Genomic DNA, 19445 nt, shown 5'->3' with positions numbered 1-19445 from the left:
CAGCTCTCCGTCGGACCTCGCGCCGCCCATGAAGGGCGGCCCTGTCCAGGTTGGTTGGGTTGTCGGGGCCCACGGTCTCGCGCACACTCAGCAGACCAGCGCCCGCGGCGCCCCGGTGCGGCGGGCTCCCGTCGACGTCAGGTCGGCAGCCTCGCCGGCCGCAGTCAGGAGAACACGGTGCGCAGATCAACACGAACCATGACGGCAGGGGTGACCGTCGCAGCGGTCGCACTCCTTCTCCAAGGCTCGGGCCACACGGCGAGCGCGAGCGCGGAACAGGCGTCGGCACCACACAGCGGGGCCATGACCTTCCACGTGGTCTTCAGCCCGTTCAACTACACCGATCTCGGCGCCCCCGGACCATCGGCCGCGGACGTCATCGTCTTCCATGACCGGCTGCAGCAGGGCGGCAAGGGCGTCGGGGACGAAATCGGGAGCTGCGTCCTGGTCGATCCCAACGGCCTCGCCAACTGCACTGGTGTCGTGCGGCTGAAGGGGCGGGGCACCATCACCTTCGCTTTCGTCAACGCCCCGCCACCGCACAAGGTCCTTGCCGTGACCGGCGGCTCGGGACAGTTCCGGACCGGCAGCGGGGACGGCACCCTTGATGAGAATGAAGACGGCACCGGAACCCTGGTGCTGAGGCTGCAGCGCTAGATGTACTCGACGCGCCACCACCCACAGCCGGGTACACCTAGGTGCGCCTCGTTCTGGAACCTACTAGATGTGGGAGGCAGCGCAGCGTGGTCTGTTCATGCGCCACGGCGCCTATTCATCCGGACGAACTCGAGGCCGCGGACCGCCATCGTCCTAAACTCCAGGACCAGGGCTCCTTGCTGGTTGGTCTGGTCTGCGCGGAGTGAACCGTCGCCTGGCGACCTGCAGAAGTTGTGCTTGCGAGCGGGTCGCCAGTGCGACGGGTCGGCCGAGCTCACGGGCAGGTCGTGCCCGATGCGACTGCGGTCTGCGGCACGGGCCAGTCGCGGGCGTCCTGGCGATTCATCTCGGCTGCGATGTTCGCGAGTCGTGAGTGCTGGAGGTTCTGCTGGTCCTGGTAGAACGCTTCCAGCGCGGACTGGGTGTGGGCCAGCTGGCTGCTGGCGGCCGCCTGCGGGGAGGTGTCGGGTGGTGCGATCCTGGCTTGCGCGGCCGGCATGCTCACCGGGGCGGCGAGTACGGCGACGGTGAGCACGGCGACGATGAGCGTCTTGCGGGTGGCTGTGCGAGTGGTCATGGCTTCCTCCCTTGGGGGTCCGCCTCGAAGATCCGGTTGGGGCGGTGGGTTTGACGACTCGACGGTGCTCGGTAAGGAGGGCCTCGCGCGTCCGGCAGTTGACCAAGTTTTCGCGGCTGACCTGTCTTAGCCGGCGCCGCCGGAGCGGTGACGCAGCCTCGGTCGCGGTGGTTCGGTCTCCTTGCTGTCCGGCGGTTGCTTTGCCTCTGCGGGCGGTTCTTGACTGTGCCGCGCGCTGGTCGGGTGGCACAGTGAACGGGTGGGCCGGTTGACCAGCCCGGAGCTGGTAGGTCGCGCGGACGAGCTGGACGCCTTGATGGGGGCCTGGCGAGCGAGTGTGGCCGGGTCGGGGCGCGTTGTCCTGGTTACCGGAGAGGCCGGGATCGGCAAGACCCGGCTGGTGGACGAGGTCACCGCCGGCGTCAGCCGCGATGAGAGTGTCGCTCTAGTGCTGCAGGGCGGGTGCGCATTCGGCGCGGGCGGCGCGGTGGCGTTCCACGGGTTCGTGCCCGTGCTCCTGGCCCTGTTCGGGCCGGGTGTGCTGGACGGCCGGGAGCGGCGGCCGGGTCAGCTGGCCGACGAGGCCGCTCGGGCTCTGCTGGACGCGGCGACCGCGCGGCCCGTGCTGCTGGTGCTGGAGGACCTGCACTGGGCTGACCCGGCCACGATGGAGATGCTGGACTACCTGGCTCGGGGGTTGCGGCGGGCGCCTGTGATGACGGTGGCGACCGCGCGCGTCGACGAGGCCGAGGTGCCGGCCGCGGTCGGGACCGCCCTCGGGGAGCTGGCCCGGCTGCCGCATGCGGTGACCGTGGAACTCGGTCGGCTCAAGCCGGACGGTGTCGTCGAGCAGGTCCGTGCGCTTCTCGGTCATCCGCCGGAGGCGGCGCTGGCAGCACGGATCGTCGCACGCAGCGAGGGGGTCCCGTTCTACGTCGAGGAGCTGGTCGCGAACGAGACCGTTGGCCGGGCCGGCCCGCCCGCCGAGGTCGGGCAGCTGTTGCGGCAGCGCACCTCCGGCCTGCCCGCACCGGCAACGGCGGTGCTGCGCGCCGTCGCGGTGGCCGGGACATCGGTCGACGAGCCGATGCTGCGCGCGGCCACGGGGCTTGCTGCGGCGGAGCTCCGCGCCGCATGCCGGGAGCTGCGGCAGGTGGGGTTGCTCGTAGTCGACCAGCACAGCGGCGGGTACCGACTGCGGCACGCGCTGCTGCGTGAGGCCGTCGAGCGGGACGTGCTGCCCGGGGAGGCGGCCGAACTGCATGCGGCCTACGCGCGGCTGCTGGACCAGCGGGTCGGCGACCCGGCGGCGGCGATGGCGGCGGCGGAGCACTGGTGGCAGGCCGGCGACGAGCAGCGCGCGTTCGATGCCGCCATGGCCGCGGCCGGCCACGCCCACGACCTGGGTGCCGTCGCCGACGAGCTGCGGCTGCGGCTGCGTGCCCTTGAGCTGGGCGAGCGGGTCAGCATCGCCATGGACATTTCGACGCTGGCCGAGCAGGCAGGGCTGGCCGCGATGTTCGCCGGAGACTTCGAGCATTCCCTCGAGCTGTTGGGGTTGGCGATCACGACGCTGCCGTCACCCGTCGAGCCCGCCCGGCGCGCACGTCTGCTCGACTTGCAAGCGTTCCTGGTTCAGGAACTCGGCGAGCTCCCGGAAGTCCACGCTGCGATCCAGAAGGCTCTGGCCGAGCTGCTACCTGGCCGGAGTGCCGCCCGCTCCTACCTGTGTCAGGCCCTGTTGACGGTCAGTCCTGAACATCGGCGCGGCGGCCCTGATCGGACGTCGATCCTGCTGGACGCGCTCGATGGCCCGCTCGACGAGCTCATCCCTTCTATGCGCGTAGCCCTGCGCGGCGAGTACGCGGTTCACCTGGCCGCGCTGGGAGAGGCCGACGCCGCGCTCGAGGTGTTCAGGAGCATCCGGGAAGAGACTCGTACGTCTGGATCGTCAGACCTCGAGCGCGGGTGGCTGAACCAGGAGGCGGACTTCCTGCTCACGCTTGGACGGCCCGCAGAAGCCGAAGCCCTCATCGACCGCGCCTTTGCCCTCGCGCCCGAAGGCAGCGGACCGGCTCCCCCCTACTGGACGGGAACGTACGTCCAGGTGCTTCTCGACACCGATCGACCAGATCAGGCAAAGGCAGTCCTCGAGGACGCGTTGAGCATCGACGACCCCTCGGTGGGCCATGCGGGCCTGTACATCTGCCTCGCGCAGACCTGCCTACGGCTGGATGACTCGGCGGGAGCGCGCGCGGCGGCAGCCGAGGCCCATGCGCGGCTCCCGGCGTCGTGTGTGGATGACCAGTGGGTGGCCCCACTGGCCACGGTCGATGCCGAGCTGGCCCTCCGGGCCGGCAGCAAGGACGCCGCCCTGCGGCTCGCGAGCGGCTGCCTCGAGCGATGTGGCGAGGCGGTGCCGCCCTACCTGTTGTGGCCGTTGCTTGGCGTGGCGGCCCGAGCAGCAGCCCCACGCAGCCCTGGCTGGTTGGCGCGAGCGATCGACCGGCAGGACGCCCGCCACCCACACATCTCCGGGCGTGCCGAGGCGGTACGGGCCTTGCTGACACGCCCCGGGTCGGGTGCTGTCGAGCGGTCGGCCACAGACCTTACTGAGCGAGAGATGGAGGTACTGCGGCTGGTGGCAGCAGGGCGGTCCAACCCCCAGATCGGGTCCGCGCTGTACATGAGCCCGAAGACCGCGAGCGTGCACGTGTCCCGCATCCTGACCAAGCTCGGTGCGGCCAGTCGCGGGGAAGCCGTCGCTGCCGCACTGCGCCGCGGCATCATCAGCACCGACGACCTCGAGGAGACCGCCAACGCGGACACAGTGCCGAACTGACGGGCCTGGGGTCGCGCACGACGCGGTGATCGCAGCCCTCGTGCGTAGGCACAGCAAGGTCTACCTGGAAGGCGGGCGGGCCCGGCGCTGACCGGGCGTCGGCGAGGATCAGTCGGGCGTCCCGTTGAGCGTCAGGTCGGTGACGTTCAGCGCCGCCGGCCCGTCCGCGTTCGTCACCTGGAGGTCCAACGTGTTGACCCCGGCCACGAACCCACCAGTGATGGAGAACGGGTGGAGCACGTTGAAGTTGTCTAGGTTCGCGCGGGTCAGCGAGAACGTCCCCGTGCCCGTCGGCGCCTGGCCGTTCAGCGTGATCGTCCCGTCGTTGTCGACCCCCCAGGCGCCGCCGATCGTCACCGACGAGGGATCCAGCCCGGACACGTCGATCGTCAGCCGGAACATATAGGGCACGCCGACGTCCGCGGTACCCGCGGCGTTCTGCCAGATCCACGCGGAGTCGACCGTCGGGAAGTAGGCGCCACCCGGGTGCTGCTCCGCCACCGCGACGCATGGCTGTGGGTCGGTGACCCCGGGTCCGGCGACGAGCATCCAGTGCTGGTCCACGGCACTGGGCTGGACCGGGTCCGCGTTGTAGTCGACCCCCGTGTTCCAGATCCGCGGCATGGTGTCGTCGTTCCGCCCGACGTGGCGGTCGTCGAACGCGTCGAACGGCGCCGTCCACGGGTCGGTGAACAGGTCTCGTACCTGCACCAGGATCCCTTGCAGCGCAGCCTTGTACGCGCCCGGCATCCAGGGCACCGGGCAGGTGACGGTCGTGACCACCCCGGGCGGCGCGGTGAACGACGCACGCCCCAGCAGCTTTGCCCCAGCCTGCACCTCGGCGGGGGTCAGGGTCGCGTGCTGCTGGTGCCGGATCCCGATCGCCGTCCCGGTGTAGAACTCGATCATCGCCGCCGGGCTGGCCACCGGCCCGAGGTTGGCCACGGCGCACGACACCCACAGCTGGAAGTCGTGCCACCCGCCGGCGGCGTTCGGGTTCGCGACCCTCCAGCCGATCGCGTCGCTGTAGATCGCCAGGCTCGTCGGCAGCGGCCGGGCCCCGGCGTCGCCGGGCCGGCACGGGATGACCAGGAACGGCGTCGGCACCGGCAGGGTCTCGCGGCCGCCGCCCGACCCATCGGATCCCGGCCCGTGGCAGGTGCAGGCGCAGACGCAGAGGGGCTGGCAGCCGCACGTCGGGCAGGGCGCCGTCCGTGACGCCTCGTGGTTGGTGCGGTCGACGGTGCTCATCGGTCCACCAGCGAGTAGACCGCCTTGGGCGGCGTCGAGACGACGACGCCGTTGTGGGAGTCGCCGGCATCAGGGTTGTCCAGGAAGTACAGGATCTCCTGCACGAAGAGATGCGGCCGCTCGCTGTGGATGCTGTGCCCGGTGGCCAGCCAGAACTCGGCCTTGCCGTGCGCCGTCGCGCGGATGGCCCGGGCCACCTCGATGGTGCTGTTGTAGATGGCGTTCGGGAAGTAGTTGTCCATTTCGCCGGCGACCAGCATCAGCCGTTGTTCCGGCGCGAACTGCCTCGGCAGACGCTCCTGGAAGGTGAACGCGATCTGCTCCAGGTCCAGCGCGGTGATCCAGTGCCGGATGGCCGGCGTGTAGATCTCGTAGCGGTCGAAACGCGATCGGGCGATGGACGCGTCCTTGCACGACTGCCAGTCCAGCCTGCCGTCCGGCGCGTAGCCTCCGCGGAACCACAGGATGGGCTGCGCCGGAATAGGCAGCGCCCAGAACAGCTCCTTGGGGGTCAGCGGCTCGGCATACATCTTCGAGATGTAGGCCGCCTCGATCTTGTGGTTGCCCGGCGGCTCGGGGTTCTGGGCCTCCTCCGTCAGGCTCTTCTTGGCGGCCAGCCAGGCGGCGGGCACCAGCCCGGCGTACTTCGCCGGCGCCGTCGCCGTCACCGACCAGGAGACGATCGTCTTCAGCCAGGGCCGGTTCGTCGCGTCGTAGAAGTCGGTCAGCAGCAGCGAGGTGTTGCCGCCGAGGCTGCCGCCCATCACCGCCACGATCCGGTCCTTCACGTTGGCGACCTGCGAGTCCAGCGTGTCGATGAAGGCGATCACGTACCGGACCACGAAGTGCAGGACGTCCATCGGGACGTAGTCGTAGTCAGGCCCGACGACGTCGGACAGGTCGAACGTCGAGCCGTACGCGCTGTTCGGTAGGTCCAGCGAGATGACCGTGTACTTGTCTCCCGCCAGTGCGCCGTCGGCGATGAACCAGTTGGCCATGTCCACGGCCTCCTCGGCCCGCGAGCCGCCGCCGTGGATGTACAGGATGATCTTGTTGCCCCCGATCACCGGGAAGTCCTGCGGCACCGCCCGCGGTGGCGCGCCGACCGAAGGCACCTGCGGCGGGTCACCGAGCACGTCCTTCTTCGGGTTGACGAACGACGACTTCGCCGCGTCCATCGGCCCGACCCACCCACCGGCCGAGGCGACGAGGTAACGCGTGGTCACCGTCATCCACCGCTCCTTGCCCGTGAGCCGCACGTCGAGGTCGTACTGCGGGTACGGCGCGGTGGGCACGTTCACCGGCCGGTGCGGTGTGTCGTCGAAGCCAGACACCGCGATCCACTCGAGCTCGCTGCGCCTGAGCCGCCAGGCCGGGTCGTTCGACCTGATCGCCCACAGCGCGGTGTAGGCGTCGTCGAGGACCTTCGTGACCGCGGTCTGCACGTCGGCCGCGGCGAACAGCGACGCCGGGAACGTGTGGCCGTACTCCGTGACGAGGTCGGCGTCGTGCGGCGACCAGAGGGCGAACTCGGCGTACATCTTGCGCCCGGTGACGGCGAGCTGGGCGACCGCGGTCGCCAGCTTGGTGTCAGGGTCGGTAGTTGTCACCTGGACGGTGCCGCCATCCCACTGCAGCGCCGTCGTCCCGCCGCCGAGCCGTAGGCTCACCGCGTTGGCCAGGACCAGCCTCGGGTTGGCCTTGTGGGTGGGCGGCAGCTCCGCGTCGGGTGGGAGGATCGTCAGCGGAGGGTCGATGAGGATGCTGGCGCTCGCCAGCGCTCGCAGGACGTCGGTCAGCCGCCCGTCGTTCTCCACCTGCCTCGTGTTGGTCACATCGTCGTACGGCAGGTTCCGGTAGACGCTGACCATGTCGTCTTTGGTCATGCTGCCGTCGCTGTGCAGGAACTGCGGATCGGCGAGCCGGTAGTCGGGACTGAGCAGCTCGCCTTCGAGCATGCTGGGCCGCGCCAGCGGCAGCTTGAACTTGCAGCCGTCCAGACCGCTGCGCGCGTCACCCTGCGGGTTGTCCGGCCCGGGCTTCGGGTTGATCACGATGCACGGGAAGGGCAGTGGCTCGTACTGGCACTGCCCGGGGGTGGTGCTGAGTGCCTTGGCGTTGACGAAGGCCGTCCCGGAGCGCGGGCTGCCCCACGGGTCGTTCACGGAAACCATTGGCCCGGGGAACTTCGGGTTGGTGCGCGGCTTCTCGCCGTCGCCCCAGCTGAGCGGCGGCGTCGCCGACACCCGGGCCGCGGTGTCCAGCGGGAAAGGGTCGCAGCCGTTCCAGGGGAAGGGGACCATGGACGACGTCGGGGCAGACCAGTCGACGTCCCAGCACGGCCAGGCATAGCCGCGGTCGGCATCCATGTTGTAGTCGGGCAGCACGACGCCCTTCGGCCACTTCGCGCCTGACAGGTACGGCACGGCGAAGCCCAGGGCGCGCTCGCAGTTGGCCATGATGCTGCCGAAGTAGCGCTGGCTCCCGTCGAACGACTCGAGCAGGGCCTTCGTGCTGCCGTCCGGGTTCGGCAGCGTGGACAGCACGGCCGGCGCCGGCCCCTGCCGGGAGAACATGTCGTGGGTGCCCGGCACGGCCGAGTCGAGCATGTCCTCGGGCATCGACCAGCCGAGCACCTGGGTCGGGAACGTCGTGGTCGGCTGCTCCACGGTCACCGGGGCCATCATCGACGGCTGGAAGTATGGCCGGTACGGCGAGAACGGGTGCGACGGGTCCAGCAGCAGATCGCGCTGCGACACCACCGGCTCGAGGGGGTACCGGGGGCTGGTCTGGGCGCTGCCGGCGTTCCACAACGTCGTCAGGTCGAGCCCCTCCCACACCGCCGTCAGGTCCTCGGTGAACGGTCCGGCGTACCCCGACATCACGACGCCCATCCGCAGCGTGTGGTACATCGAGTAGAGGATCGTGTCGAGCACGTACAGGGCGGGCTTGATGAGGTTCCCCACGGCGGCGGTACCCGCCTTGATCAGGCCCTCGACCAGGCTCCCCAACACATGCAGCGCCGCGTCGGCGACCTGGCCGAGCCAGGCCAGCTCGGCCTTGATCGAGTTCCACAGCGCCGTCAGGCTGAAGCTGCCGCCACCACCGGCAGTCGACGGCGGTGGCGGGATCATCGACACCTCGCTCTGGATGTCCTTCCACATCTGGTCCAGGACGGCACCCACGTCGGTCGTCATCGGCGGCTTCGGCGGCTCGACGTCGTCCTCGGTGGCCAGCGAGAGCAGGATCCGGAAGGCGCCGTAGGCGCCGGCCACGTCGTCCGGGGTGGGGTAGCGGCCCATCCGGCTGGGGTGCATCTGGCCCGGCGGGTAGGTCTGCCAGATCGCATCCGCGACGAACTGCGTCCAGGTCGTGAAGACCGGGTCGTCAGGGGACTGCATCGCCGGCACGACCGAGGCTCCGAGCTGGAACAGGCCCTTCTGGATGGCGTTGCAGATCTGGTCCAGGGTGTGGTCGATGAACGGGTCGATGCCGGCCGAGCCGATGTTGCACAGGTCGTTCAGCCGCGCGTAGCTGTACCGGGCCGCCCCGGTGCGCAGCGGGTCGCCGGCCATCGCGCGGATGGTGTCCAGGCCCTGCTCGTCGGCGGGGTGGGTCGGGTCCGCGCCTTCGTCGTGCCAGCTGGCCCAGACGTGGGCGTCGATGAAGTTCTCCACCAGGTGGTGGCGCTGCCACAGGTTCCGGTACGGGGACTCGACGATCCGGTTCACCCAGCCGTGCCCGACAGTGTCCGAGACGTAGTGCGTCAGGTAGCCGAGCGCGTACGCGGAAAGGCACCGACCCGTCGCCGAGCTCGGGTCCGCGGCGTGCAGCGCGCGCGCCTGGTCGAGCAGCTTGCGGGTGAAGCAGCCCGTCTTCACGTAGTGCAGGTAGTCGCCCCAGTACCAGTTGTTTTGGATGTCGTCGACCTGGCGCAGCGGCAGGTACAACGACCACGGGTTGACCACGTCGATCAGCAGGTCGATCGCGCCCTCGGTCAGGATGCCCTTCACCCGGGCGAAGATCGTCTGGATCTCCCCCCAGACGTCGTCGGTGAAGTCGTCGAGCGTGCTGTCGACCAGGTTGTTCAACCTTGCCGAGAGCTGACCCGCGCAGCGGAACGTGCCGGCCAGCTTGAGGACGACGTCCTCCACCTCCTGGATGCCGCCGCCGTAGTCGAGCATCGCGAAGAAGATGTCGGGCCCCATGGCGCCGAGGACGGCGTAGCGCCCCTGCAGGGCCTCGGGGATCGTCGAGTAGGCCAGCCAGTCCGCGTTCAGGTCCGGGTCGCCGAGGAAGGTCCGGACCGTCGGGTCGCCGAGGCCGGCCTTCGCCAGTCGCTGGATGGTCGTGGTGTGCGTCCCGACTCCTGGCATGTCCCCTCCCGGTATGCCGAGAGCAGGGGCTGTCAGGTGGTCTGCGCCGGCCCCTGCTGAGGGGGCGTCGCCACACCACGTGCCGCGAGCGCGAGAAGGGCGCGATGCGCGGCGGCGTCTCCAGAGTGATGCCCGCAAGTCGGTGCGGACATCCTGGATCCTGGCCCTGGTCTTGCGGACCGTCAAGGTCCTGTGGGCTTCGCCGCACCGAGGCGCGTTGTCCGCGTCAGGGCAGACGGGCTCGCCACACCGACCAGCCGTAGGACCCGAGGTAGACCCAACGGTCCCCGTTGGCGTCGGCGACGATCGACAGGTGTCGGGTCAGGGAGTTGACCGGCAACCCTGTGGCCACCGTCAGCGCTGCACCGCCCTCGTGGATCACCGCCGATAGCGAGTCGGTTCCCACGTGCAGCGCCGCAGGATGGCTCCCGTGGTCGGCGGCAAGGACCCGGACTGGGGGTAGCGCGCGTGGCAGGGTCATCAGGGTCCACACCTGCAGGTCGTCGGATACCAGGATTTCGTAGTCGTGGATCGCTGCCCCCGAATGCGGTCCGGTCATCACCACGCCCCACACCTCCGAAGGAGCGGGAGGTGGTGCAGGAGGTGGTACCGGCGCTGGACGGGGGATGACGGACTCGAGCAGGACGCCGGTCGCGGCGTCGAAGCGGTACACGTGTGGGACCAGGTTGGGGAACGTCTGCGTTGTCACGACGGCAGTCCTGCCGTCAAAGCTTGCGACGGCTATGGGGACCCCGGTGAGCACGGCCAGCTGTACCCCGAAGAATCGTCCGGCGCCGGCGTCCGGGTCCTCGAAGATGCCGTACAGGCGCGCCTGGTCCACCCCCGTCAACACCTCGGCGGCGTAGGCGACCAGCAGGTGGCCGTCGACGTTGCGCCAGGCGGGCGCCACCACGGCGTTCAGGATCCTTTCGAAGGTCGGCCGCGACCCGCCCGGGTCCGCGGGCGGCCGCCCGACCTCGACGTTCGGACCGACCCCGGCCGAGGACACCTCCGACCACTGCAGCGGTGGCGCGTCGTTGCCGTTGTGCAGCAGGAACCTGCCACTGATCATGATCTGGTGCTTGCCGTCACCGCCGGCGAACTTCTGCCGCCACACCGACCCCGCCGTCGTCGCAGCCTCGTCGTTGTCCTGCAGGCCGATGCAGCAGCTTCCCGGGACATCTGGTGCCGAGGCCAGCGCCGGGACCCGCTCGCGGTCAACCATGAGGGTGGACAGCCCGCGGCTTCGTGAGCTGTTGAACGCGTGCCCGTCGGCGTCGGTGCTGACGTAGATGCCGCCGTCGCCGCCGACCAGCACTCGCAGCTGGCCAGTGCTCATATCCCAGTTGAGCGCCCGGTTGTCCGCGTGGAAGGTCGGCCCAAGGACCCGCGGGTAGCCGGCCGCGTCGAACGTGGCACAGAAGTCCGTTGAGCCCAGCAGTCGCTCGTTCCTGCCGGCGATGAGCACCCTGGCCGGGTCCAGGGGGTGCGCCACGACCGCCAAGTTGGCGCCGGCCTGAGTGCCCATGTCCCAAGGTTTTGGGGCGGCGAACTGGTCCAGGTCGTTCGGGTCGAAGTGGTGGCAGGCCCAGTTCCGGCCACCGTCGGGGGAGTGGAGCACACCTAGCAGGGTCGCGGCGTCCGGGCCGACCAGGCCGTTTGCGGCTAGGGCGTACAGGTGGTTGCGGTCAGCTGGGCAGGAGGTCATCACGGTGCGGCCCATCCGGGCGGTGAACGCGGGCGGGGCGGTGCCGGCGTTGTCGGTCCAGGTGAAGGTCCCCGCCGCCGGCGACCAGGCCCCGCGTGCGAGCCGGCCAGGTATCACCGGGACCGGCGGTACCCCCGGAGCTGGCGGCGGCGGTTGGATGCTTGCCGCGGCCAGCACGAGCGAGCCGTCCGGCCCAGGCGCTGCTCCGGTCCAGCTGACCCGCATGCTGGGGTCCTCGCTCAGCGCCCATGGCGCACCCGGGCCCGGGATGGGTGCCCAGGCGATCCCGCCCGATCCGGCGACGAGCACGATCCTCTGGTCGCTGACGACGACCGTTCGCAGCTCGCCGCCCAAGGTGGGTGGCAGGGGAATGTCCTTCCACGTGTGCAGCGGGTCGGGCGCGGTGGGGTCGCTCTCATGCAGGCCGTACCTGGTTGCCGCGAACACGTGCATCACGTTGCTCGGGTCGCTGGCCAGCGCGACCACCTCTGCGCTGGGCCAGGTCATTGAGACGGGCTCGGCGGACCCGTCGGGATGGGAGATCCACACCCCGGAGTTGGTGCACCCCAGGACCAGCACGTCACCGGGGGTGGCGACGATGGCCTCGACCCGACCAGACGCCCAGTTCCCGCCGCCGCAGTCCGCTCCGCCGGGTTGCAGGAGCGTGTAAGCCGGGACCGGGAGTGCGTCCGCTGGCCGCGGTTTTGAGCTGCGGGGGATGTTGCAACGTCTGGCCAGCACCTCGACCGTGTCGCCATCGGCCAGCTTGTTGTCCAACGTGACGTCGACGCTGGGGCCGGTGGCGATCGCCGTGCCGCCATGGTGACCGTTGACGGACACGTCGACGCGGGTGCCGGTGGACACCTGGGTCACGACGGCGGTCCGGGTCCCGACGTAGGCCTGCTGCAGAATCGGGTCCAGACGTTCGCGATCGGGTTGGACCAGCGCCTTGAGGTCAGCTGGGCGGCAGCCCACAACGCGGACCACGATGGTGTGGTCGGGCAGGAGTGGGGCGACGTGGACGGCGGCGGTTGTGCCGTCTGCGACGGTGCGGCCGAGCTCACCTTCTACCTCGCTGACCAGATCCAGCACTACGACCAGGGCGCCGGGGGAGACGTCGTTGACGACGACGACGGTCGAGCACGCCTCGAGCGGTTCGGCGATGACGGGCTGGCGGTCCCAGGCGGCGCTGACGGCAACATCGGGTGAGGGGTCGCTCCAGTCGTGGCACAGGCGCTGCACGACAGTCAGGACCTGCCCCAGCACCAGGTTGAGGTCGCCGATGTCCATTGGGCAGCTGTCCGCGGGCGCGACCAGCTCGCGAACCTCGACACCGTCGACGCGTAGGCGCACCGTTGCGCTCTTGACCAGCCCACCCAGCTGCAGCTGCGGTGAACCGGGGCAGGGTGCGGCGACCACGCGTGGTTGCGGGGGCTTCGAGTTGACGGCCTTGGTGGTGGTCGGTTCGCTGTCCAGAACGTCGCACGGCGTGCCGCTCTGGGTGACCCACCACTGCACGTCCTCGTTCTCGTGCAGCTCATCGATCCGCAGCGTCTCCTCGCTGCCGGCGTGCAGGGACCACGCGAGCTCGCTGCCGTCACCGCGTTTGAGGATGAGCCGGGTTCCGGGCTGGCCGTGGCGCACGGTCAGCAGCCGCTGGCATGCGCGCAACGGCATTTCGAGCTCGACCTGGGGAAGGCGGCGGTCTTCTACACTCAGGGTCCGAAGCTTCTCGATCGTCGGCACGGTGCTCAACGGCCCCGGTGGTAGCCCTCCGCAGGGGGTGGCGCGCAGCTGGAGCACATCGATCGGGTCGACGACCCGGGTGAGCTTGACGTTCTCCGTGATCCCGCCCGAGGTCGAGCCGACGTCGGCCTTGGCGGTCTGGTCCAGGACTGTGACAAGGGACCCGGGGGTTACCGAGGACACGCTGACCTCAGGTGCGCAGGCCACCACCGGAAGGTCGAACATCGGTGTCGACGGGGCGGCCGCCTGCGTTGCCTGCGGGTAGGTGGTCCAGCTGCTGACCTCGCCGCTGGGTGCGGTCTGCCTGGCCCACACCAGCTCGCCCGGCCTCAGCTGCACACCCGGGTCGAAGTCGAACAGCTCATCTGGCCACGTTGCGGTCCATCGGCCAAGCTGGCGGCCTGCGGTGCCGCGCAGGTCCACGACGGCCGCGCGCACCATCCCGTCCAGACGTACCCGGCGGCTGCACGAGGACAGAGGCTCGGTGATGTTGGGGGGCGCTGGCTGGACCATGGCCACCTCGCTCGCACGTCACTGACGTGCGCGAATGGCACGTAGTGTGGCGACCTGCCCCAGGATTTCGCTATTGGGTGATTCAGGAGCCGAGTCTGAGATTTCCACACGGAGCGACAGGTGTAAACAGAGCCGCTCCTCAACTGATCCGACGGCGAGGCAGCGCCCGCTCAAACCGATAGGCGACGAGCCCGCACCTGAACTCGTCCGATTGCGAAGACGCCGCCGGCCCCACAGGGGGGGGTGCGGGCCGGCGGCGCACGCTGACCGTAGCGCCAACCGGCGGGCGGCACTAGACGGACAGCTGACGAACGACGCGGCGTCGAGGGACAGGGCCCCACCCCGAACTTTCTCAGCCTATCTATTCACCCAGTCCGCCGTCCCCGCAGGTGCATCGCCGGACGGACCAAGCTAGCTCTTCGTGTTCGTCAAGACCTTCGAAGCCAGCCGTATCAACGCGCCCGGACCCGCCACCCGTGACGCCACTATCGTTGGCAGCATTCACGAGGAGCGGCCCATGGTGGACTCATCTGCCTCTGGCGCGAGTGAGCTACGTGAGCTTGTCTCGCGGGTCGGCGAACCGGAAACCATCACTGGGTGGAAGGCTCTGGCCGACGGCCTGCTGGTGAACCGGGCGTGCGCATTCCATCGAAACATGGAGATCTCGGCTCGCTATGCCTGGATGTATGGGCTCCTGCCCGCCTGCTTCAAATGGGTCGGGCTGGCCGCCTTCGCGTCGCACCACGTCCGCCTCGCGCTGGTTCCGCTGTGGCTGGATACCGATCGCAGCGGCTACGTGAACATCCCGCGAAGCCTGGGGCGTCAGCGGTTGCTGCTGATGGAGGACGTGAACACGATCCGGGAAACGAACAACGCCATCTTCAACGACATCTTCTGGGTCCACCTCGCCTATGTCAGCGGCGACGACGGCATCGGACGGGTTCGGGCCCTGCTGCAGGCCGACAGCTACTACGGTTCGGTCATTGCCGGCTTCGAGGCGATCGAGCAAGGGCGCCGGGTCTTGGAAGGCAGGTCAGCCTCCACGCTCGATCGGCAGGCTGCGGAAGATCTGATCTGGGCGGGCAACGTCCAACTGCTCGAGCACGAGCAGCGCGCCTTGGTACAACCCCACTTCGATCGCCTGTCGTGTGCCTTCGCCAGGCTCGTCTCCCTCGGCTCGGCCACCAGCTTCGAGGTGCGTGGAGCGCGCCAGGAGGCCGGGTACTTCACCTCGTTCTACCTTGACTCGCTGACCCGGGGCCTTCCCCGAGTCCTGCAGTCGCGGGGGTGGCCGAGAATCACTCGCTTCGATGACCGCTGGTGGTGGATCCTGGCCAGCGTTGTTCCCCGGTTCCGACGATTCGGTGCCGACCAGAAGCTCATCGACACCAGCCTGCACCGCATCCTCGACGCGGCACGCGACCACGCAGCAACCCCCTGCCGGATCCCGCACCTCTCCACCGAGAGCGAGTCCCCACCCAACGCCTGGCAGTGGCGGCCAAAGTCGTCTGCTGGGCCTCGCGCGAACCTGACCTACCGCCGCCATGGTCACTAGGACGGCGACACCGAGGTGGGTGTTGAGCGCGTCGGCTTGGTGTTGGCCGGGTTTGAGGTCGGCGACGTCTGCGAGGTCGGTGCACAACGAGAGGGCCGCAGCACCCAGTGGCTACATTGGGCCGATGGCCGAGCAGACGGTTCTTGCGAGCGAGTTCCGCACCGAAGTTGCGGGAGGAGAGCTCGTCGGTCGCGTCGGTGGCCAGGGACCTGAGCTCCTGCTCTTGCACGGGGGGCCGGTGTCCAACTACCTGGAACCCTTGGCCGATGAGCTCCGCGACGACTACCGGGTGGCGACGTACCAACAACGCGGCTTGGAACCCTCAACGTTGGCTGAGCCGTATGACGTTTCGACCCACCTCGCGGACGTGATCGCGGTGCTCGATCAGCTCGGCTGGGAACGCGCGATCATTGGTGGCCACTCCTGGGGCGGGAACCTGTTGATGCACCTGCTCGCGACGCATCCCGAGCGAGTGGTGGGCGCTCTGGTGGTCGACTCCTTGGGCGGTGTCGGTGATGGCGGATTTCCGGCTTTCGACGCGGAGATGACACGCCGCACACCCCCGGAACAGGTCGAGCGTGCCGCGATGTTGGACCGGCGACTGATGGATGGCGTTGCCACCGAAGCGGAAGCGGTGGAGTCGTTGCGAATCTTCTGGCCGGCATACTTTCCTTCCCCCGATCGTGCGCCGGAGTTTCCTGATCTCCGGGTCAACGCTGCATCGGCCGGCCCGACGCTGCAGTCAGCTGTCGAAGAGCTCCCCGGACTGACCCGCCGGCTGGCCGGTTGCAACGTGCCGACCGTCTTCGTGCATGGCGCGGCGAGCCCGATGCCCGTCACAGCATCGACGGACACCGCCGAGCGCATCGGAGCGGCCGCGTCGGTCGTGGTCGTCCCGGACGCCGGACACTTCGTCTGGATGGACGCCCCCGGGTGCCTTCGCGAACCTCTTGATGTGCTGGTCGAACGTGCCGGGCTCGGTGGGGAGGAGATCTGATGCAGGACGAGCCTGTCCCGGTGTTCTTCCTCTCCGACAGCACGGGAATCAGCGCCGAGACGATGGGCAACGCGCTGCTCATCCAGTTCCCGGACCTGCGGTTCGAGCGCCGACTGATCCCGTTCATCTCCACCGAGGAGGAGGCCCGCAAGGTCGTCGCGATCCTCGACGAGGCGATGGACGGCCCGGTCACGCCGCTGGCTTTCACCACGGCCGCCACGGACGAGATCCGCAAGGTGCTGCTGACCTCGCGATGCCCGATCATCGACTTCTTCGAGCTGCACATGAAGCGGGTCGAGTCGATCCTCGGCGCCTCGGGCGCCCGGGTGGCGGCCCGGCTGCACGGCGTCGGCGACGTCCAGCGCTACAACTCGCGCATGCAGGCGATCGAGTATGCGATCGAGCACGACGACGGCCAGAGCCTGCGAGCCCTGGACCGCGCGGACGTGATCCTGGTGGCGCCGTCGCGCTGTGGCAAGACGCCTACCACGATGTACCTCGCGCTGCAGCACGGGCTGTTCGTGGCTAACTACCCGCTGATCGAGGACGACCTGCACACCACAGACCTGCCGCGACCGATCGCGCACCTGGGGGAGCGGTGCTTCGGGCTGATCGCCACGCCGGCGAGGCTGAGTGAGGTGCGCCAGCAGCGACGGCCCAACTCGAGCTACGCGTCCCTCGAGCAGTGCACCAAGGAGCTGCGCCGTGCCGACGCCCTGTACCGGGCCCACGGCATCCCGGTGATCAACTCGACGACCAGGTCGGTGGAGGAGATGTCCACGTTGATCCTGCAGACTCTCGGTTCCCGGTCCCCTCGCGAAAGAAGCCATCCATGAGCAACGTGCTGTGGTTCTCGACGCTGGGCATGGCGGACCTGGACCAGGTGGGTGGCAAGAACGCGTCGCTGGGGGAGATGGTCGCGAACCTGGCCTCGGCCGGCGTCCGGGTGCCGGACGGTTTCGCGACGACCGCGGACGCCTACCGTCGGTTCATCGCGCAGGAGGGACTGTCGGCGACGATCATCGAGGCGATGGCTGGGCTGGACACCGAGGACGTCGTCCGGCTGGCCGAGGTGGGTCAGCAGGTGCGGACGGCGATCGTCGCCCAACCGCTGCCGGGCGACCTTGAGGCCGAGATCCGCACGGCGTACGACGAGCTGGTCGCCGCCAACCCGCAGGCGTCGTTCGCGGTCCGGTCCAGCGCGACGGCGGAAGACCTGCCGGACGCCTCGTTCGCCGGGCAGCAGGAGACGTTCCTGAACATCCGTGGCATCGACGCGGTGCTGCTCGCGGTCAAGGAGGTCTTCGCCTCGCTGTACAACGACCGGGCAATCGCCTACCGGGTGCACCACGAGTTCGAGCATGAGACGGTCGCGCTGTCCGCCGGCGTCCAGCGCATGGTCCGCTCGGACGTCGGCGCGTCCGGGGTGATGTTCACGATGGACACTGAGTCCGGCTTCGACGACGCGGTGTTCATCACCTCCTCGTACGGGCTGGGGGAGGCCGTGGTGCAGGGTGCGGTGAATCCTGACGAGTTCTACGTCTACAAGCCCGGCCTGCGCGCCGGGCGCCCGGCCATCCTCAAGCGGTCGGTCGGCGGCAAGGCGACCAAGATGGTCTACACCTTTGACGCGGCGGTCGGGAGGACGACCGAGTTCGTCGACGTCGACGCGGCCGAGCAGGGCCTGCTCAGCCTGACCGATGCCGAGGTCGAGGAGCTGGCCAGGCACGCCCTGGTCATCGAGGAGCACTACGGCCGTCCGATGGACATCGAGTGGGGCAAGGACGGCCTGGACGGCGAGCTGTACGTCCTGCAGGCCCGCCCTGAGACGGTCAAGTCGCGCCAGTCGGCTACGACGGTCTCGCGGTACCGGATCAGCGAGCGCGGGCCGCTGCTGGTCGAGGGCCGCGCGATCGGGCAGAAGATCGGCGCGGGGCCGGTGCGGGTGCTGGCCTCGGCCGATCAGATGCGTGACTTCCAGCGCGGCGACGTGCTGGTGGCGGACATGACCGACCCGGACTGGGAACCGATCATGAAGCGGGCCAGTGCGATCGTGACGAACCGGGGTGGACGCACCTGTCACGCGGCGATCATCGCCCGCGAGCTCGGCATCCCTGCGGTCGTCGGCGCCGGCAACGCCACCAGCGAGCTGGCCGACGGCCGTGAGGTCACGGTCTCGTGCGCCGAGGGGGACACCGGCTTCGTGTACGAAGGGCTGCTGGACTTCGCGGTCGAGGAGACCGACATGGAGGCGATGCCGGATATCCCGGTGGGAATCATGATGAACGTCGGCACCCCCGACCAGGCGTTCGCGTTCTCCCGGCTGCCGAACGAGGGCGTTGGGCTGGCCCGGTTGGAGTTCATCATCAACCGGCAGATCGGCATCCACCCCAAGGCCCTGCTCGACCTCGAACAGCTGACCGGCACGGTCCGTGAGCAGGTGGAAGCCGCCGTGGCGCCGTACGCCTCACCGCGGGAGTACTTCGTGCAGCGGGTGACCGAGGGGGTGGCCACCATCGCGGCCGCGTTCGCACCCAAGCCGGTGATCGTGCGGATGTCGGACTTCAAGTCCAACGAGTACGCCAACCTGATCGGCGGCGACCTGTACGAGCCGCACGAGGAGAACCCGATGATCGGGTACCGCGGCGCCTCTCGCTATCTGTCGCAGGACTTCCGTGAGTGCTTCGCAATGGAGTGCGAGGCCTTGAAGTTCGTCCGCGACGACATGGGCCTGACCAACGTCAAGGTGATGATCCCGTTCGTGCGGACCTTGACCGAGGCCCGCGGGGTGATCGAGCTGCTCGCCGACCACGGGCTTCGCCGCGGTGAGAACGACCTGCAGGTCATCATGATGTGCGAGGTCCCCTCCAACGCCGTCATCGCCGACCAGTTCCTGGACCACTTCGACGGGTTCTCCATCGGCTCCAACGACATGACCCAGCTGACCCTCGGCCTGGACCGCGACTCAGCCCTGGTCGCGGCCGGCTTCGACGAGCGCGACCCCGCGGTCAAGGAGATGCTCAGCCGCGCCATCACCGCCTGCAAGGCCCGCGGCAAGTACATCGGCATCTGCGGCCAGGGCCCAAGCGACCACCCCGACCTGGCCGAGTGGCTGCTCGAGCAGGGCATCGACACCATGTCGCTCAACCCCGACACCGTCGTCGAGACCTGGACCCGCCTCGGCCGGCGCGCCTAGGCCCGCGAAGGTCCGCCGACGCGGTGG

General features: G+C 69.2%; 10 protein-coding genes. 6 read left to right on the top strand and 4 right to left on the bottom strand.

All coding sequences use genetic code 11. From position 1 onward, the window contains the following. The first annotated feature begins 303 nt into the window (after positions 1 to 303). Positions 304 to 657 (top strand): hypothetical protein, encoded by a 354-nt coding sequence (locus ACPPVT_RS16340; protein WP_426562063.1) that lies wholly within the window; start codon positions 304 to 306, stop codon positions 655 to 657. Between the two features lie 274 nt (positions 658 to 931). On the opposite strand, the gene ACPPVT_RS16335 is transcribed toward ACPPVT_RS16340, so the two are convergent. After that, on the bottom strand, positions 932 to 1234 hold the full coding sequence (locus ACPPVT_RS16335) for a hypothetical protein (protein WP_426562061.1): 303 nt from the start codon (positions 1232 to 1234) through the stop codon (positions 932 to 934). 259 nt (positions 1235 to 1493) lie between these two features. Here ACPPVT_RS16335 and ACPPVT_RS16330 point away from each other — a divergent pair, with 259 nt between their 5' ends. Further along, positions 1494 to 4076 carry an ATP-binding protein gene (locus tag ACPPVT_RS16330; protein WP_426562059.1) on the top strand — a complete coding sequence of 861 codons (2583 nt, stop codon included), beginning with the start codon at positions 1494 to 1496 and terminating at the stop codon, positions 4074 to 4076. 108 nt (positions 4077 to 4184) lie between these two features. On the opposite strand, the gene ACPPVT_RS16325 is transcribed toward ACPPVT_RS16330, so the two are convergent. The 3 genes from ACPPVT_RS16325 to ACPPVT_RS16315 form a co-directional block, all read right to left on the bottom strand. Next, complete coding sequence (locus tag ACPPVT_RS16325; RefSeq protein WP_426562058.1) at positions 4185 to 5327, bottom strand: hypothetical protein; 1143 nt, start codon at positions 5325 to 5327, stop codon at positions 4185 to 4187. Further along, positions 5324 to 9703 carry a zinc dependent phospholipase C family protein gene (locus ACPPVT_RS16320; RefSeq protein WP_426562056.1) on the bottom strand — a complete coding sequence of 1460 codons (4380 nt, stop codon included), beginning with the start codon at positions 9701 to 9703 and terminating at the stop codon, positions 5324 to 5326. Before ACPPVT_RS16320 ends, ACPPVT_RS16325 begins: the two co-directional genes overlap by 4 nt. A 226-nt stretch (positions 9704 to 9929) precedes the next feature. Beyond that, positions 9930 to 13670, bottom strand: coding sequence for a hypothetical protein (locus ACPPVT_RS16315; protein ID WP_426562054.1), 3741 nt, complete (start codon positions 13668 to 13670; stop codon positions 9930 to 9932). Between the two features lie 421 nt (positions 13671 to 14091). On the opposite strand from ACPPVT_RS16315, the gene ACPPVT_RS16310 reads away from it, so the two are divergent. The 4 genes from ACPPVT_RS16310 (at position 14092) to ppsA (ending at position 19418) form a co-directional block, all read left to right on the top strand. Further along, the gene (locus tag ACPPVT_RS16310) at positions 14092 to 15225 is read left to right on the top strand and encodes a DUF2515 family protein (protein WP_426562052.1); all 1134 of its coding nucleotides are present in this window, start codon (positions 14092 to 14094) and stop codon (positions 15223 to 15225) included. Positions 15226 to 15349: 124 nt separating this feature from the next. Beyond that, positions 15350 to 16222 carry an alpha/beta fold hydrolase gene (locus ACPPVT_RS16305; RefSeq protein ID WP_426562050.1) on the top strand — a complete coding sequence of 291 codons (873 nt, stop codon included), beginning with the start codon at positions 15350 to 15352 and terminating at the stop codon, positions 16220 to 16222. After that, on the top strand, positions 16222 to 17058 hold the full coding sequence (locus tag ACPPVT_RS16300; RefSeq protein WP_426562048.1) for a pyruvate, water dikinase regulatory protein: 837 nt from the start codon (positions 16222 to 16224) through the stop codon (positions 17056 to 17058). Before ACPPVT_RS16305 ends, ACPPVT_RS16300 begins: the two co-directional genes overlap by 1 nt. Continuing rightward, the gene (gene ppsA / locus ACPPVT_RS16295) at positions 17055 to 19418 is read left to right on the top strand and encodes a phosphoenolpyruvate synthase (RefSeq protein ID WP_426562046.1); all 2364 of its coding nucleotides are present in this window, start codon (positions 17055 to 17057) and stop codon (positions 19416 to 19418) included. Before ACPPVT_RS16300 ends, ppsA begins: the two co-directional genes overlap by 4 nt. Positions 19419 to 19445: the final 27 nt, after the last annotated feature.

The sequence above is a fragment of the Angustibacter sp. McL0619 genome (assembly GCF_049994355.1).
Taxonomy (GTDB): Bacteria; Actinomycetota; Actinomycetes; order Actinomycetales; family Angustibacteraceae; genus Angustibacter.
Note: the sequence above shows the minus strand (reverse complement) of the source record. Positions and strands in the feature narration are given on the sequence as shown.

Excerpts from the sequence above, each read along its gene's own strand:
- ACPPVT_RS16340 (WP_426562063.1), top strand. The coding sequence starts at position 304 with ATGACCTTCCACGTGGTCTTCAGCCCGTTCAACTACACCGATCTCGGC.
- ACPPVT_RS16335 (WP_426562061.1), bottom strand. The coding sequence starts at position 1,234 with ATGACCACTCGCACAGCCACCCGCAAGACGCTCATCGTCGCCGTGCTC.
- ACPPVT_RS16325 (WP_426562058.1), bottom strand. The coding sequence starts at position 5,327 with ATGAGCACCGTCGACCGCACCAACCACGAGGCGTCACGGACGGCGCCC.
- ACPPVT_RS16320 (WP_426562056.1), bottom strand. The coding sequence starts at position 9,703 with ATGCCAGGAGTCGGGACGCACACCACGACCATCCAGCGACTGGCGAAG.
- ACPPVT_RS16315 (WP_426562054.1), bottom strand. The coding sequence starts at position 13,670 with ATGGTCCAGCCAGCGCCCCCCAACATCACCGAGCCTCTGTCCTCGTGC.
- ACPPVT_RS16305 (WP_426562050.1), top strand. The coding sequence starts at position 15,350 with ATGGCCGAGCAGACGGTTCTTGCGAGCGAGTTCCGCACCGAAGTTGCG.
- ACPPVT_RS16300 (WP_426562048.1), top strand. The coding sequence starts at position 16,222 with ATGCAGGACGAGCCTGTCCCGGTGTTCTTCCTCTCCGACAGCACGGGA.
- ppsA (WP_426562046.1), top strand. The coding sequence starts at position 17,055 with ATGAGCAACGTGCTGTGGTTCTCGACGCTGGGCATGGCGGACCTGGAC.